At 70.1% G+C, this 14,778-nt stretch carries 15 protein-coding genes; 5 read left to right on the top strand and 10 right to left on the bottom strand.

Going from position 1 to position 14,778, the window contains the following annotated elements:
- The first annotated feature begins 15 nt into the window (after positions 1 to 15).
- Positions 16 to 798, top strand: a complete 783-nt coding sequence (locus tag ABN611_RS20855; RefSeq protein WP_130384025.1) for a DeoR/GlpR family DNA-binding transcription regulator — start codon at positions 16 to 18, stop codon at positions 796 to 798.
- A gap of 148 nt (positions 799 to 946) precedes the next feature.
- Positions 947 to 1,636, top strand: a complete 690-nt coding sequence (locus ABN611_RS20850; RefSeq protein WP_350281575.1) for an O-methyltransferase — start codon at positions 947 to 949, stop codon at positions 1,634 to 1,636.
- Between the two features lie 62 nt (positions 1,637 to 1,698).
- Here the strand turns inward: ABN611_RS20850 and ABN611_RS20845 are convergent, their stop codons facing one another.
- From ABN611_RS20845 to glgC, 8 genes are read right to left on the bottom strand one after another with little or no spacing between them, the layout of a single operon-like run.
- Complete coding sequence (locus ABN611_RS20845) at positions 1,699 to 2,421, bottom strand: alpha/beta fold hydrolase (protein ID WP_350281574.1); 723 nt, start codon at positions 2,419 to 2,421, stop codon at positions 1,699 to 1,701.
- Positions 2,418 to 3,431, bottom strand: a complete 1,014-nt coding sequence (locus tag ABN611_RS20840) for an amidohydrolase family protein (RefSeq protein ID WP_350281573.1) — start codon at positions 3,429 to 3,431, stop codon at positions 2,418 to 2,420. The genes ABN611_RS20845 and ABN611_RS20840 overlap by 4 nt, the downstream gene beginning before the upstream one ends.
- Positions 3,428 to 3,943, bottom strand: a complete 516-nt coding sequence (locus tag ABN611_RS20835) for a 3-hydroxyanthranilate 3,4-dioxygenase (protein WP_350281572.1) — start codon at positions 3,941 to 3,943, stop codon at positions 3,428 to 3,430. The genes ABN611_RS20840 and ABN611_RS20835 overlap by 4 nt, the downstream gene beginning before the upstream one ends.
- A complete protein-coding gene (locus ABN611_RS20830; protein ID WP_350281571.1) occupies positions 3,943 to 4,356 on the bottom strand; it encodes a RidA family protein in 414 nt (137 codons plus the stop codon). Before ABN611_RS20830 ends, ABN611_RS20835 begins: the two co-directional genes overlap by 1 nt.
- Positions 4,353 to 5,855, bottom strand: coding sequence for a 2-hydroxymuconic semialdehyde dehydrogenase (locus tag ABN611_RS20825; RefSeq protein WP_350281570.1), 1,503 nt, complete (start codon positions 5,853 to 5,855; stop codon positions 4,353 to 4,355). The genes ABN611_RS20830 and ABN611_RS20825 overlap by 4 nt, the downstream gene beginning before the upstream one ends.
- On the bottom strand, positions 5,852 to 7,150 hold the full coding sequence (locus tag ABN611_RS20820; protein WP_350281569.1) for an NAD(P)/FAD-dependent oxidoreductase: 1,299 nt from the start codon (positions 7,148 to 7,150) through the stop codon (positions 5,852 to 5,854). The genes ABN611_RS20825 and ABN611_RS20820 overlap by 4 nt, the downstream gene beginning before the upstream one ends.
- On the bottom strand, positions 7,147 to 8,379 hold the full coding sequence (gene kynU, locus ABN611_RS20815) for a kynureninase (protein WP_350281568.1): 1,233 nt from the start codon (positions 8,377 to 8,379) through the stop codon (positions 7,147 to 7,149). Before kynU ends, ABN611_RS20820 begins: the two co-directional genes overlap by 4 nt.
- The gene (gene glgC / locus ABN611_RS20810; protein ID WP_350281567.1) at positions 8,376 to 9,638 is read right to left on the bottom strand and encodes a glucose-1-phosphate adenylyltransferase; all 1,263 of its coding nucleotides are present in this window, start codon (positions 9,636 to 9,638) and stop codon (positions 8,376 to 8,378) included. Before glgC ends, kynU begins: the two co-directional genes overlap by 4 nt.
- A 65-nt stretch (positions 9,639 to 9,703) precedes the next feature.
- Between glgC and ABN611_RS20805 the strand changes: the two genes are divergently transcribed.
- The gene (locus ABN611_RS20805; RefSeq protein WP_350281566.1) at positions 9,704 to 10,249 is read left to right on the top strand and encodes a GNAT family N-acetyltransferase; all 546 of its coding nucleotides are present in this window, start codon (positions 9,704 to 9,706) and stop codon (positions 10,247 to 10,249) included.
- Positions 10,250 to 10,268: 19 nt separating this feature from the next.
- Positions 10,269 to 11,429: a glycogen synthase gene (gene glgA / locus ABN611_RS20800; RefSeq protein ID WP_350281565.1), complete on the top strand. Its 1,161-nt coding sequence runs from the start codon at positions 10,269 to 10,271 to the stop codon at positions 11,427 to 11,429.
- On the opposite strand, the gene ABN611_RS20795 is transcribed toward glgA, so the two are convergent.
- A complete protein-coding gene (locus ABN611_RS20795; RefSeq protein ID WP_350281564.1) occupies positions 11,430 to 12,281 on the bottom strand; it encodes a helix-turn-helix transcriptional regulator in 852 nt (283 codons plus the stop codon). It abuts the gene before it with no gap.
- 103 nt (positions 12,282 to 12,384) lie between these two features.
- Here ABN611_RS20795 and ABN611_RS20790 point away from each other — a divergent pair, with 103 nt between their 5' ends.
- Positions 12,385 to 13,239, top strand: coding sequence for an oxidoreductase (locus ABN611_RS20790; protein ID WP_350281563.1), 855 nt, complete (start codon positions 12,385 to 12,387; stop codon positions 13,237 to 13,239).
- A 3-nt stretch (positions 13,240 to 13,242) separates the two neighbouring features.
- On the opposite strand, the gene ABN611_RS20785 is transcribed toward ABN611_RS20790, so the two are convergent.
- Positions 13,243 to 14,763: a leucyl aminopeptidase family protein gene (locus tag ABN611_RS20785; protein ID WP_350281562.1), complete on the bottom strand. Its 1,521-nt coding sequence runs from the start codon at positions 14,761 to 14,763 to the stop codon at positions 13,243 to 13,245.
- Positions 14,764 to 14,778: the final 15 nt, after the last annotated feature.

Genomic DNA, 14,778 nt, shown 5'->3' with positions numbered 1-14,778 from the left:
AAGGAGGAGCCCCGGGTGAAGCGTTATGAACGCCTCAACACCTTGCTCGAGTCGCTCGCCGAGAAGGGCGCCATCGACGTCGACGAGCTCGCCGAGCAGCTGCACGTGTCCGCGGCCACGATCAGGCGTGACCTGGACCATCTCGGCAAGCAGCAGCTCCTCACCCGGACCCGCGGCGGCGCGGTCGCCAACGCGGTGTCGTACGACCTGCCGCTGCGCTACAAGACTGCGCGTTTCGCGTCCGAGAAGCAGCGGATCGCGCAGGCGGCGGCCACGCTGGTGCGGCGCGGCATGGTGATCGGCATGAACGGCGGCACCACGATCTCCGAGGTGGCGCGGACGCTGGCCACCCGGCCGGAGCTGTCCGCGGAGCACGGCGAGCCGGCCTTCACGCTCGTCACCAACGCACTGAACATCGCCAACGAGCTGATCGTCCGGCCGCACGTGAAGATGGTGCTGACCGGTGGTGTGGCGCGGCCGCAGTCCTACGAGATGATCGGCCCGCTCTCGCACCGGATCCTGTCCGACCTCTCGCTGGACATCGCCTTCATCGGCGTCGACGGGATCGACGAGACCGGCGCCACCGCGCACCACGAGGGCGAGGCGAACATCAACCAGCTGATCGTCAGCCGGGCCGCGAAGGTGGTCGTGGTGGCGGACTCCTCCAAGCTCGGGCAGCGCGCGTTCGCCCGGATCTGCGAGCTGAGCGAGATCGACACGCTCGTCACCGACGCCCAGGCCGACGAGAGCCAGCTCGCCGTCTTCAAGGAAGCCGGCATCGACGTCATCCGCGCCTGATCGCACTCCGCACCTCCCTCACCAGGTGAGTCATGTCCACTGAGGACGATCATATCTGATTGAGGCAAGGGGCTTATGAGCAAGAGTGCGCAGCCTCCGCGCGTGCAGCACGGAATGCGGTCCGGCTACCGCTAGGCTCTGACACAGCATGGGTACCGCAGCCGCACATCAACCAGCCGACCACTGGGAGGACGCCATCGCCACCGGCATCGACCCGACGTCCTGGGCGTACGCCGAGGACTACACCGGTGAGGACGAGGTCGTCACCGGTGCGCGGGCGAGCGCCGCGGACAGCGGTGTCGTCCCGATCGGGCCGGGCGCGGCCGCCGCGCTGAGCCTGCTCGCCGCGGGCGCCGGCGCCAAGGCGGTCGTCGAGATCGGCACCGGGACCGGCGTCTCCGGTCTCGCGCTGCTGCGCGGGATGCGCGCCGACGGCACCCTCACCACGGTCGACATCGACGCGGAGAACCAGCGGCTGGCCCGCAAGACGTTCCTCGACGCGGGCGTCGCGTCGAACCGCTTCCGGCTGATCGCGGGCGCCGGCCTGGACGTCGTCACCCGGCTCACCGACGGACACTACGACCTGGTCTTCTGCGACGCGGACCGCCGCGAGAACACGGCGTACCTGCACGAGGCCCTGCGACTGCTCCGCCCCGGCGGCGTCGTCGCGTTCGCCGGCATCCTCACCGCCGGCAAGGTCGCCGACCCCTCCCACCGCGACCCAGACACGATGGCGCTGCGCGACCTGATCCGCGCCGTCCGCGACGACGACGACCTGGTCTCCGCCCTCCTCCCCACCTCCGAAGGCCTCCTCACCGCCGCCAAACGCCTCAACTGACCGCGGTCAGCCTCACGCGGTGGCCGATGTTGCCCTGTGGGCTGCGACCGTGGCGAGCTCCTCTAGCCCGTCAGGCGGGTCAGTTCGGTGGTTACCTCGTGCCAGTGGTCGGACTGGGGGTCGATCAGTTCGTAGTGGCCGCAGTGGTCGATGCGGTGGAAGTGGGCGGTGGGGTGGGCGTTGAAGTACGACTCCGTCAGCCTGATCGGGACCTCGGTGTCGTTTACGCCGTGGATGAGTGTGACGGGAGCGATGGACGCCGGGAGGTGGACAGGGTCCAGGTCGTTGCGGACGCCGCCGCCGATGAAGTCCTGTACGGCGCCGTTGTCCAGGCGCTCGCGGTCAGCCATCAGGAGGTCGGCCACGGGCGCCAGTGCGACCACGGCGCGCAACCGGACCGGGTTGAGCGTGGCCGCTGCCCACAGAGCCAGCTGGCCGCCGGCGGAGTGGCCCATCAGCACGTAGCCGGCGTGGACGTCCACCAGGTCCGGCAGCGCGTCCAGCGCCGTACGGATGTCGCCGGTGGTGACGTCCGGGTTGCCGGGCTCCCGGCGGTACTCCAGGGACAGGACGGGCCAGCCGAGGTCAGAGAGTGTCGCGCCGAGTGAGCGGGCGTGCACCCGGTCGAACTCCGGCCGCCAGAAGCCGCCGTGGACGAACACGATCAGCGGGCGGTACTCCTTCGCGTGCCAGTAGTCGATCACCTGGTCCGCGTGGTCGCCGTACCGCAGCTCCTGATCCGGCTCCGGCGCCTTCCGCGACAGTACCGATCGGTCCTCACTCATTCAGACCTCCCGAGACGGTGCTGCATTCCAAGAAAGTGCAGGGCGTTCACGGTCAGCAGCTTCTGCTGCTGCTCCGCGGTCAGGAAGCCGGCCTTCCGTACCACCTCCCCGACCGGCCGCTCACCCAGTGGATAGGGATAGTCACTGCCGACCAGAACGCGGTCTTCCCCCAAGGTATCGACAAGTAGCCGCAAAGGCGCTGATTCGAACACGACCGTGTCGACCAGGATCCGGTCCAGGTACGCCGACGGTGGATGCTGCGAGCAACCACGGACGATGTCGCCGCGCCGGCGCCAGGCGTTCTCCAGCCGCCCCAGCCAGAAGGCGAAACTCCCGCCCCCGTGCGCGAAACAGATCCGCAGCGACGGCGGCAACCGGTCGAACGCCCCGCCGAGGATCATCGCCAGCAGCGACAGATGCGTCTCGGCGGGCATCCCGGTCAGCCAGCGCGCCATCCACCGGTCCAGCCGCGGGCCGCCCGGCATGTCCCACGGATGCACCAGCACCGGCGTCCCGGTCTCGGCGCAATGGTTGAGGAAGGCAACGATGCCGGCGTCGTCGAGGTCCTTGTCGCCGACGTGGTTCCCGATCTCGACGCCCACGTGCCCCGCCGCGCGGCAGCGGTCCAGCTCGGCGCAGGCCAAATCCGGATCCTGCAACGGCACCTGGCAGAACGGCACGAACCGGTCCTCGTCGGCGAGCGTCTCCAGCATGAGGTCGTTGAAGATCCGCGCCAGCTTCACCGCCTGCGCCGCGGGCCGCTCGTACCCGAAGAACACCGGGGTCGGCGACACCACCTGCAGGTCGATGCCGTCGGCATCCATGTCGACCAGCCGTACGGCGGGATCCCAGGCCTGCGGGCCGATCGGCCGGAACTCGGTCTCGCCGATCATGATCATCGCGGCGCGCTCGGAGTCGATCCGCAGCCAGGGCCACCCGTCGCCGCCACACGCCACCGCCAGGTCCGGCCACCCGTGCGGGACCAGATGGGTGTGGACGTCGACGGTCATTTCCCGGGGTGCAGCGTGCCGCAGTTCGGGCAGGTGCGGGCTTCCTCGCTGTCGTAGAACGCCTTGAACACGGGCGGCAGGTCGGCGACGATGTCGGTCACCTGCAGCTCGACCTCGTGCACGATGCCGTTGCAGTTGGCGCAGTACCAGCGGAACTTCTCCAGCACGCCGGGCTCCCGGACCCGCTCGATCACCAGGCCGATCGAGTCCGCGTCGCGCTGCGGCGAGTGCGGCATGCTGCGCGGCAGCACCCACATCTCGCCCTCGTTGATGTCCACCCGGGCCGGGCCGTCGTCGGTCATCACGTCGACGTGCATCGTGCCCTTGATCTGGTAGAAGAACTCCTCGTACGGGTCGACGTGGAAGTCGGTGCGCTGGTTCGGGCCGCCGACCACCATCGTGATGAAGTCGTCGCCGGTCGGGAACATCTGCTTGTTGCCGACCGGCGGCTTCAGCAGGTGCTTGTTCTCCTCGATCCACTGCGGGAAGTTCGTGGACTCCAAGTTCGCCATCACTCGCTCCTTTGCGGGATCGCCGCGATTCCGGATATCTCGATCAGCAGCTGGGGATGCGGCAGCTGATGTACTGCGACCGTCGTGCGCGAGGGCCCCGACTCGTCGAAGAACTCGCCGTACACCTCGTTATAGCCCCCGAAGTCGTTCATCGACACCAGGTACGTCGTGACGCTGACGAGGTCCTCCAACCCGGCGCCGACCGCGCCGAGGATGTCCCGGATGTTCTCCAGCACCGCCCGCGTCTGCACCCGGATGTCCAGGTCGACGGTCCCCAGTTCGTCCACCGTCGCGCCCGCGATGGTGTTGTCCGGGCGCCGGCTGGAGGTCCCCGAAACGAACGCGAAACCACCGGCCACCTTCACATGCGGGAACCGGCCTCTCGGCGTGGCCTTCCCGGGCACGACGGTCATGACAGCTCCACGCAGACGTTCGTGGTCTCGGTGTAGAAGTCCACCGAGTGCCGTCCGCCTTCGCGGCCGACCCCTGACAGTTTCACGCCGCCGAAGGGTGTCCGGAGGTCGCGGAGGAACCACGTGTTGACCCAGCAGAGCCCGACGTCGAGCGCGGCGCCGGCGCGGTGGGCCCGGCCCACGTCGCGGGTCCAGACCGCCGCGGCGAGGCCGTAGTCGCTGTCGTTGGCGAGGGCGAAGGCTTCCTCTTCGGTGTCGAACGGTGCGACATGGCAGATCGGGCCGAACACCTCTTCACGGTTGGTACGAGCGTGTGCCGGGAGGCCGGTGACCACAGTCGGCTGCACGTAGCAGCCGCCGTCGCGGGCGTCGTCGAAGGTCGGTACGCCGCCACCGGTCAGGACCTCGGCGCCCTCGGCCCGGGCGAGGTCGTAGTACGAGAGGACCTTGTCGCGGTGCTGCTTCGAGATCAGCGGCATGTTCATCGTGTTCTCGTCAGCGGGCCAGCCGTAGCTGAGCTCCCCGGCGCGCGCGGCCAGCCGCGCCGTGAACTCCTCGAAGACCGGCCGCTCCACGTAGAGCCGCTCGGTGCACAGGCACACCTGCCCGCCGTTCGTGAACACCGACCGGACCGAGCCTTCGACCGCCGCGTCCAGGTCGGCGTCCGCGAAGACCAGGCCCGCGTTCTTCCCACCGAGCTCGAAGGACACCGCCTTCACGCGGTCCGCGGCCACCTTCGCGATCGCCGTACCGGTCGCGGACTCACCGGTGAACGTGATCGCGTCCACGCCGGGATGCCGGGTCAGGTACTCCCCCGCCGACGACGGCCCGAAGCCGTGCACGAGGTTGAACACCCCGTCGGGTACGCCGGCCTCCGCCATCACCTCGGCGAGCACGGTCGCCGACGACGGCGTCTCCTCCGACGGCTTCACCACCACCGCGTTGCCGCAGGCGAGCGCCGGCGCGACCTTCCAGGTCAGGAGCAGCAGCGGGAGGTTCCACGGTACGACGATCGCGACGACACCGACCGGTTTGCGGACGGCGTAGTTCAGTGCCCGGCGCCCGTCGGGCAGCACGGTCGTGTACGACTCGGTCGGGACCGTGGTCGCGAAGTCGGCGAACGCCCGGAAGTTGGCCGCTCCGCGCGGGATGTCCAGCGCCCGCGCCTGGCTGATCGACTTCCCGGTGTCCCCGACCTCGGCCGCGACCAGGTCGTCGAAGCGGCGCTCGAGCCCGTCCGCGACCCGGCGCAGTACGGCGGCCCGCTCCTGCTCGCTGAGCCGCCCCCACGAGCCGCGCAGTGCCGCCCGCGCCGAGGCCACCGCCGCGTCCACGGTCGACGCGTCGGCCTCGCACACGTCGAAGAGCTGCTGCCCCGTCACCGGCGAGACCTTCGCGAACCGCGACGCGCTCTCCACGAACGAGCCGCCGACGAAGTTCCGCAATACCCCGACGGACGTAGGCTGGCCGGTCAGCAGCTCAGGCGACCACAAGCTCACCGCGACCGCCTCCGAACCAGCCCGAGCAGTACGCCGCCCAACGCGACCGCCCCGGCCCCGAGGAGCTGCTGCTGGCGGCGCACCCGGCGCTGGACCTCGGCGTACGGCGTGGTGGAGAACGACACCAGTTCGTAGCGGGAGACATAGGTGCCGGGGAGCAGGCGCTCGAGGGCGTGTTCGACCTGCTTCTGCAGCCGGAAGACCGGTGAGGCGACCTTGTCCCGCATCTCGACGAAGTTGGCCAGCGCCATCTCGGCGATCGCCTCGGTGTTCTCGCGGCGCCGGGTCTCGAACAGCGGCAGCGCCCGCGCCCACGACCCGCCGGTGTCGTCCAGGCAGCGGTCCAGCTCGACCACGTCCTCGAACGCGCAGTTCGCGCCCTGCCCGTAGAACGGCACGATCGCGTGCGCCGCGTCGCCGAGCAGCGCCGTCCGCCCGTGCGCCTGCCACGGCAGTGTGTGCACCGTCCCGAGCACACCGACCGGGTTGTTCAGGTAGTCGTCGACGAGATCCGGTGCCAGCGGCAACAGGTCCGGGTAGTTGAGCCGGAAATGCTCCTCGATCGCGGGCGCGGACGTCAGCGCGTCGAACGAGCCGGCCGGCCAGAAGAGCGTGCAGGTGAACGACCGGTCCGGGTTCGGCAGCGCGATCATCATCGACGTACCGCGCGGCCAGATGTGCAGCGCGCCCGGATCCAGCGCGAACTCGCCGTCCGCCGCCGGGATCGACAGCTCCTTGTACCCGTAGTCGAGGAAGTCGACGTCCTCGGCCACGATGCCCTCGGCAAGCAACTGCTCACGGACCGCCGACCCGGCGCCGTCCGCGCCGAGCACCACGTCCGCCGACACCGACACCTTCCCGGCCGGCGTCGCGAACACCAACTGCCCGGCGGCCGAGTCCAGCTCCACCAACCGGTGCTCGAACTCCACCGTCACCCCGTCGGCGGCCGCGGCCGCGGTCAGCAGCGCGTTGTTCAGCGCACCCCGGCTGATCGAGTTGATCGCCCGGTCCCCGGACGCGGAGTACGCCTGGAAGTCGAGCGGCCCGGACACCGGGTGGATCATCCGGCCCTTCATCGGCAGCGCGTCCGCCATCACCTGGTCGACCAGGCCGATCCGGCGCAGCGCGTCCAGCCCGCGTTCGGAGATCGCCAGGTTGATCGAGCGGCCCCGCTCGACCTCCGCCACCCGCGGATCCGGCCGCCGCTCGTACAACGTCACAGTCAGCCCGCGCCGCGCGAGGAAGCAGGCGAGCAGCGAGCCGGTCAACCCGGCGCCGACGATTGCGACCTTCATGCCATCACCTCAGCCAACGCCGTTGCGGCGCGCCAGCAGTCGTGGTACGTCGAGTAGAGCGGCACCGGCGCGAACCGCAGTACGTCGGGCTCCCGGGCGTCCGCGATCACGCCGTACTCGAACCGCAACCGCCGCGAAACCTCGCCGGCGCCTTGGACCCGCAACGACAGCTGCGCCCCACGCCGCGCCGGATCCGTCGGGGTGATGACGTCCATCCCGGCCAACTGCTTCTCCAGATACGCCGTCAGCCGCATGCTGCGTTCCCGCAGTACGTCGATGCCGATCTTGTCGAAGATCTCCAGCGACGTCCGGACCGGACTCATCGAGAAGATCGGCGGGTTCGAAACCTGCCAGGCGTCCGCGGTCGCGGGCGGCCGCGCCTCGGGCTTCATCTCGAACCGCGTCGCCGCCTCGGTGCTCCACCAGCCCTCGAACCGCGGCAGATCCGCGCCCAGGTGTCGCTCGTGTACGAACGCCCCGGCCAGCGCCCCCGGACCCGCGTTCAGGTACTTGTACGAACACCAGGCCGCGAAGTCCACGTTCCAGTCGTGCAACGCCAGCGGCACGTTCCCGGCCGCGTGCGCGAGGTCCCAGCCGACGACCGCACCGGCCAGGTGCCCCGCCTTGGTGATCGTGGGGATGTCCATCAGTTCACCGGTCAGGTAGTTCACGCCGCCGAGCAGGACGAGCGCCACGTCGCCGCCGAGCTGCTCGACGACGTCCGAGGTCCGCAGGCTGTCCTCCCCCGGCCGCGGGCGCAGCCGGATCACCGCGTCCTCCGCGTCGTACCCGTGGAAACGGGCCTGCGACCGTACGGCGTAACTGTCCGAGGGGAACGCACTGTCCTCGATCACGATCCGGTGCCGCGACCGCGTCGGCCGGTAGAACGACACCATCAACAGGTGCAGGTTGACGGTCAGCGAGTTCATCACGACGGTCTCGCTCGGCAACGCGCCGACGAGCCGCGCCGCCGGAGCGGTCAGCAGCTCGTGGTACGGCAGCCACGGCCTGGCGGCGTCCAGGTGTCCCTCGACGCCGAGCGCGGCCCACGCGTCCAGGTCCTCGAGCAGCTCGTCCCGGGTCGCCTTCGGGCGCAGGCCGAGCGAGTTGCCGGCGAAGTACGCCACCTCGGGATAGTCACCACCCTGGGCCGGCGGTACGTCGAACAGCTCCCGGTGCCCGGGATCCGTGGCATCGAGGTCGAGGGCCTCCCGCTCGGACGTGCTCACGCCTCGGCGACCTCTTCGGCGCTGACAGCTACGGGAGCCTCGATCACCTGCCCCTTGCCGAGCACGGTCACGCCGCCCTTGGACACCGTGAACCCGCGCTGCCGGTCGTAGTCCGGGTCGACACCGATCTCGGTGCCGTCCGGGACCACGATGTTCTTGTCCAGGATGACGTTCTTCAGCACCACGCCCTTGCCGATCCGGCAGTTGTCCATGATCACCGAGCGCTGGATGTCGGCGCCGGCGCTGACGATCACGTTCGACCCGATCACCGAGTGGTCGACGTGCGCGCCGGACACGATCGAGCCCTGGCAGACGATCGACTCGCCGACGGTCGCGTCGTCGGTGAACTTCGCGCCCGGCAGCTGCGGATGCGAGGTGAAGATCGGCCAGTCGTGGTTGTAGAGGTTGAACACCGGCTGGATCGACACCAGGTCCATGTGCGCCTCGTGGTAGGAGTCCAGCGACCCGACGTCCCGCCAGTACGACCGATCCCGCTCGAGCGCACCCGGTACGTCGTTGTCCTTGAAGTCGTAGACGCCCGCTTTGCCCTCGGCAACCAGCATCGGGACGATGTCGCCGCCCATGTCGTGCCGCGACGCCGGGTTCGCGGCGTCCTTGCGCAGCGCCTCCACCAGCACGTCCCGGCTGAACACGTAGTTGCCCATCGACGCGAACGTCTCGTCCGGCGAATCCGGCAACCCCGGCGGGTCGGCCGGCTTCTCCAGGAACTCCTCGATCGTGTGCCCGTCGGCGGCGGTCTTGATCACGCCGAACTCGGTCGCCTCCACCCGCGGCACCCGGATCCCGGCCACGGTGACGCCGTTCCCGCGCTCGATGTGCGCGGCGACCATCTGGGACGCGTCCATCCGGTACACGTGGTCGGCGCCGAAGACCACGATGTACTCCGGATCGGCGTCGTTGATCAGGTTCATCGACTGGTAGATCGCGTCGGCGCTGCCCTGGTACCACTGCGGGCCGAGCCGCTGCTGGGCGGGCACGCAGGTCACGTAGTTGCCGAGGAACGTCGACATCCGCCAGGTCAGCGTCACGTGCCGGTCGAGCGAGTGCGACTTGTACTGGGTCAGCACACAGAGATTTCGATAGCCCGCGTTGACCAAATTCGACAGCACGAAGTCGATGAGGCGATAACTCCCGCCGAACGGCACGGCCGGTTTGGCCCGGTCCGCCGTCAGCGGCATCAACCGCTTCCCCTCACCACCGGCCAGCACGATTCCGAGAACTCTGGGCGCCTTTGCCATGTTCCGCACCTTAGCTCTCGGGGCCCCGGTACATAAGCGTTTGCGCGCGTCGCGACACTGGGAGGATGCCGATCCTCATCGTCCCGTCCGTCGCCGTTCACCGGTCGTTTCTCGCGGCCTGGGACGAGCTCGGTCCGGATCATGAACGCTGGATGGGCGCGCGGTCGATCATCGGCAGCGAACAGGAGTGGACCCGGGAGCAGGCCGCGGACCCGGCCGCGTTCGCGCGGCTGGTCGACGCGATCCGGGCCGAGGCCGAGCCGTCGACCGTGCTGGCGCCGGGCATGGTCCACCAGACCGTGCTGTGGTTCGTCGACGGGGTCGAGTTCCTCGGCCGGCTCTCGATCCGGCACGAGCTGACGCCGGCGCTCATCGAGGTCGGCGGCCACATCGGGTACTGCGTCCGGCCGTCCGCCCGGCGCCGCGGGCACGCGACCCGGATGCTGGTCCAGTCGCTGCCGATCGCGGCCGGCCTGGGCATCGAACCCGCGCTGGTCACCTGCGACGTGGACAACACCGGATCGCGCAAGGTGATCGAGGCAGCTGGTGGCGAATTGGAAGACGAACGACACGGAAAGCTGCGCTTCTGGGTGCCGACAGAGCTGACCTGATGACCTATCGTCGGGCGGTATGAAGGTCGCCATCCTGACGCGTGAGTTCCCTCCGGACGTGTACGGCGGGGCGGGGGTGCACGTGGACTTCCTGGTCCGCGAGCTGCGCCGGCTGATCGACGTGGACGTGCACTGCATGGGCGAGCCCCGGCAGGGCGCGACCGCCCACCCCGAGGACGACCCGCGGATCCCGACCGCGAACGCGGCGCTGCGCATCCTCTCCACCGACCTGACCATGACCGCGGCGGTCGGGGACGCGCAGCTCGTGCACTCGCACACCTGGTACGCGAACATGGCGGGGCACTGGGCCAAGCTGCTGTACGACGTACCGCACGTCGTGACCGCGCACTCGCTGGAGCCGCGGCGCCCGTGGAAGGCCGAGCAACTGGGCGGCGGGTACCGGTTGTCGAGCTGGGCCGAGCGGACGGCGTACGAGGCGGCCGACGCCGTGGTCGCGGTGAGTCGCGGGATGCGCGACGACGTGCTCGCCTGCTACCCGTCGATCGACCCGGATCGCGTGCACGTGATCTCGAACGGGATCGACGCCGACTTCTACCGGCCGGACCCGGCGACGCACGTGCTCGAACGCCTCGGCGTCGACCTGAGCAGGCCGTACGTGACCTTCGTCGGCCGGATCACGCGGCAGAAGGGCGTCCCGCACCTGCTCCGCGCGGGCCTGCGGCTGGACCCGTCCGTACAGCTCGTGCTGCTCGCCGGCGCGGCCGACACGGCCGAGCTGAAGGCCGAGACCGACGCGCTGATCGACGACCTCAAGGCCGCCCGGGACGGTGTCTTCGTGGTGTCCGAGATGCTGCCGCGCGAGGAGGTCCGCCAGGTCCTGACGCACGCGCTGGCCTTCTGCTGCCCGTCGATCTACGAGCCGCTCGGCATCGTCAACCTGGAGGCGATGGCCTGCGAGACCGCGGTCGTCGCGAGCGCGGTCGGCGGCATCCCGGAGGTCGTCGACGACGGCGTCACCGGCATCCTCGTGCCGTACGACGAGAACGACACGGACACGTTCGAACGCGGCCTCGCCGAAGGCATCAACCAACTCGTCGACAACCCGGCCAAGGCCGACGAACTGGGCAAGGCCGGCCGCGAACGCGCCGTCTCCCAGTTCGGCTGGGACGCCGTCGCCCACCGCACGATCGAGCTCTACACCAGCCTCCTCAGCAGCTGATCAGTCGGTCCTTCGCTCGCTGGGCCTTCGCTCCGGCGCCTCGTCGTTCGACGCGACGAGGCTGCCGAGCAAGGCCAGCAGCTCCGCGTCGCGGGAGCCGGGTGTGGCGTGGAAGACCACGAGGGTCATGTTGTCGGTTCCGCTGACGACGAGCTTGTCGCTGTGCAACTCGAGGTCGCCCACCTCGGGATGGGTCAGCAGGCTCACGCGACCGCGCCGGGGCCGGACGTCATGCCGCGCCCACAGCTGCCGGAAGCGTTCGCTGCGCACGGACAGGTCCCCGACCAGCTCCTTCAGCCGGGGATCGTCGACGTTCGCCCCGGCCTCGGACCGGAGCGCACCGACAGCTTCCTCGGTCAGGTCCTCCCAGTCGCGGCGCAGTGTCTGTTCGCGCGGGTCGAGGAGGACGGCTGTCAGCAGGTTGACGCCGACGCTGTAGTTCGGTGAGAGCGCCGCGCAGAGCGGATTCACCGCGAGCACGTCGGTGTACCTGTTCTGCACGTACGCCGGATTGTCCGGCCAGCCGCTGATGAGCTCGACGATGCTGTCCGGTGCCTGCTCCAGGCGCGTTCGCGGCTTCGAGCGTTCCTGGGCCAGCCCGATGAGGTACGCCGTGGCGTCGGCGTCGAGACGCAGTACGGCGGCCAGTGCCTCGAGGACCTGCACCGACGGGTGACGGTCACGGCCCTGCTCGAGCCGGAGGTAATAGTCCGAACTGATGCCGGCGAGCGCGGCCACCTCCTCGCGCCGCAGCCCGGGGACGCGGCGCACGCCGACGCTCCGGAGGCCGACGTCCTCGGGGCGGACCTGTTCGCGCCGCGCGCGGAGGTAGTCGCCCAGCGGGTTCTCCATGGCGTCCACCGTAGACCGGTGCCGCCGGCGCAGCCTGTGCCCTGTCACTACCAGGAATGGCGGGGTACTCCCTGACCGCCGGGCGCCGGCGAACAGTGGAGGCATGACGAACTCGACCATCACCCTCGCCGACGACCTGACTATCACCCGGATGGGGTACGGCGCGATGCAACTGGCCGGGCCCGGCGTCTTCGGACCGCCGAAGGACCGCGACCAGGCGATCGCCGTACTGCGGGAGGCCGTCGCCCTCGGCGTCACGCACATCGACACCAGCGACTTCTACGGGCCGACCGTGGTCAACGAACTCATCAAGGAGGCGCTGCACCCGTACCCGGAGGACCTGCGCCTGGTCACCAAGGTCGGGGCCCGCCGCGACGCCAACGCCGCGTGGAACGTCGCCCTGGAGCCCGACGACCTCAAACGGCAGGTCCACGAGAACCTCGAGCACCTCGGTCTCGACGTCCTCGACGTCGTCAATCTCCGTACGGCGGCCCGCGAACAGCCCAGCTACGACTCGATCGCCGAGCCCTACACCGCGCTGGCCGAACTCCAGCAGGAAGGCCTGATCAGGCACCTCGGCCTGAGCGCGGTCACGATGCCGCAGGCCCGCGAGGCGGAGGCGATCGCGCCGTTCGTGACGATCCAGAACCTCTACAACCTGGTCAACCGCGCCGACGACCCGATCGTCGACTACGCGGCCGAGCGCAACATCGCGTTCGCGTCGTTCTTCCCGCTCGGCGGGTTCTCGCCGCTGCAGTCCGAGACGCTGACGAAGGTCGCTGCCCGGCTGGACGCCACGCCGCACCAGGTGGCACTCGCGTGGCTGCTCCAGCGGTCCGCGACCAGCGTCGTCATCCCGGGCACGTCGTCACTGCGGCACCTGCGCGAGAACATCGCCGCCCGCGACCTCGTACTGCCCGCCGACGCGGTCGACGAGCTGAACGCGATCGCCGGCTGAGCGCTACCCTCCGATGCCGGACGTCGGCGTGTCGGAGGCGAGCCAGGTGGTGAGCAGGCGGGCGCCGGCGCCGGTGGCGCCGACGGAGTACTCGAAGCGGTCGGCCGGGGACTCCGCGATCGACGACAGGTCCAGGTGGGCCCACGGGATGTCGCCGGTGAACGCCTTCAGGAACAGCGCGGCGGTGATCGAGCCCGGGCCCTTCGAGCTGTTCACGGAGTCCGCGATCGGCGTCGAGATGAGCTCCTCGTACTCGGCCGGCAGCGGCATCCGCCACACCTCCTCGCCGGACACCCGGCCGGCGTCGGCGAGGTTGTCGGCGAGTGCGTCGTCGGTCGCGAACATCCCGCCGTACAGCATCGCGCCGAGCGACACCTTGATCGCGCCGGTGAGCGTGGCGACGTCGACCAGGACGTCCGGCTTCAGCTCCTGGACGGCGTACGCGAGGCCGTCGGCGAGCACCAGCCGGCCCTCGGCGTCGGTGTTCTTCACCTCGGTGGTGCGGCCGCCGAAGTGCCGGATCACGTCGTCCGGGCGGTACGCCGAGCCGGACGGCATGTTCTCCGCGGCGCAGATCAGGCCGGTCACCCGGACGTTCGCACCGAGGTCCCGCAGCGCCGACATCGTCGCGATCACCGAGCCGCCGCCGGTCATGTCGCGCTTCATCGACACCATGCCCTCGCGCGGCTTCAGCGACAGGCCGCCGGTGTCGTAGGTGATGCCCTTCCCGACGAGCACGACGTACGGCGTCTTCTTGGACGCACCGGCCGGCGCGTAGTCGAGGCGGATGAACCGCGGCGGCCGGGACGAGCCCTGGCCGACCGCGAGGATGCCGCCGAAGCCGTCGGCGGCGAGCTTCTTCTCGTCCCAGACCGTCGCCACCAGACCGGTCGCGACGGCCACCTCGCTCGCGCGCGCGGCCAGCCAGGCCGGGTCCTTCTCGTTCGACGGGGTGATCGCGAGCTGCCGCGCCAGCCAGCCGGTCCGGCCGATCACGACGCCGCGGTCGAGCACCGGCTGCCGCTCGGCCTCGGACCCGTCGGTCAGCGTGACCGTGCCGACCGCGGGCTTGCCGGGGTCGGCCGTCTTCTGCGTGTACGAGAACGAACCGAGAACGACGCCCTCGGCGAACGCCTGGAGCGCCGCGTCGTCGATGCCCTCGGCAACGACAGTGGTCAGCTCGTCCTTGCCGCGGCCGAACCGCGCGATCGCCGCACCGGCGTGTCGCAGGTCCTTCGGGCTGCCGTCACCGGCCCCGACCAGCAGGATCTCGGTCACCTCGCCGGTCAGCAGCGGGTACGCCGCGGTCGCACCGGCGGACGGCGTGAAGCCGGTCGCGCGCTGCACCTCCAGCAACCGGTCGAGGTCCACGCCGAGGCGCTCCCCCGCCTCCTTCGCGGCGGCCGGCAGGCCGCTTTCGCCGGCGACGACGACCCACGTCGACGCGCCGTGCACCGGCAGACCGGGCTGCCAGGCAACGGCCGGAAGACTGGGGAAAGGAGACGAACTGCTGCGGCGAGCCACTAGGAGGACCTCACT

The sequence above is a fragment of the Kribbella sp. HUAS MG21 genome, from assembly GCF_040254265.1.
Classification (GTDB): domain Bacteria; phylum Actinomycetota; class Actinomycetes; order Propionibacteriales; family Kribbellaceae; genus Kribbella.
This window is presented reverse-complemented; position numbering and strand designations above follow the sequence as displayed.

What these genes read in the sequence shown, in the direction of transcription:
- ABN611_RS20850 (WP_350281575.1), top strand. Translation starts at nt 947, where the DNA reads ATGGGTACCGCAGCCGCACATCAACCAGCCGACCACTGGGAGGACGCC.
- ABN611_RS20845 (WP_350281574.1), bottom strand. Translation starts at nt 2,421, where the DNA reads ATGAGTGAGGACCGATCGGTACTGTCGCGGAAGGCGCCGGAGCCGGAT.
- ABN611_RS20840 (WP_350281573.1), bottom strand. Translation starts at nt 3,431, where the DNA reads ATGACCGTCGACGTCCACACCCATCTGGTCCCGCACGGGTGGCCGGAC.
- ABN611_RS20835 (WP_350281572.1), bottom strand. Translation starts at nt 3,943, where the DNA reads ATGGCGAACTTGGAGTCCACGAACTTCCCGCAGTGGATCGAGGAGAAC.
- ABN611_RS20830 (WP_350281571.1), bottom strand. Translation starts at nt 4,356, where the DNA reads ATGACCGTCGTGCCCGGGAAGGCCACGCCGAGAGGCCGGTTCCCGCAT.
- ABN611_RS20820 (WP_350281569.1), bottom strand. Translation starts at nt 7,150, where the DNA reads ATGAAGGTCGCAATCGTCGGCGCCGGGTTGACCGGCTCGCTGCTCGCC.
- glgC (WP_350281567.1), bottom strand. Translation starts at nt 9,638, where the DNA reads ATGGCAAAGGCGCCCAGAGTTCTCGGAATCGTGCTGGCCGGTGGTGAG.
- ABN611_RS20805 (WP_350281566.1), top strand. Translation starts at nt 9,704, where the DNA reads ATGCCGATCCTCATCGTCCCGTCCGTCGCCGTTCACCGGTCGTTTCTC.
- glgA (WP_350281565.1), top strand. Translation starts at nt 10,269, where the DNA reads ATGAAGGTCGCCATCCTGACGCGTGAGTTCCCTCCGGACGTGTACGGC.
- ABN611_RS20795 (WP_350281564.1), bottom strand. Translation starts at nt 12,281, where the DNA reads ATGGAGAACCCGCTGGGCGACTACCTCCGCGCGCGGCGCGAACAGGTC.
- ABN611_RS20790 (WP_350281563.1), top strand. Translation starts at nt 12,385, where the DNA reads ATGACGAACTCGACCATCACCCTCGCCGACGACCTGACTATCACCCGG.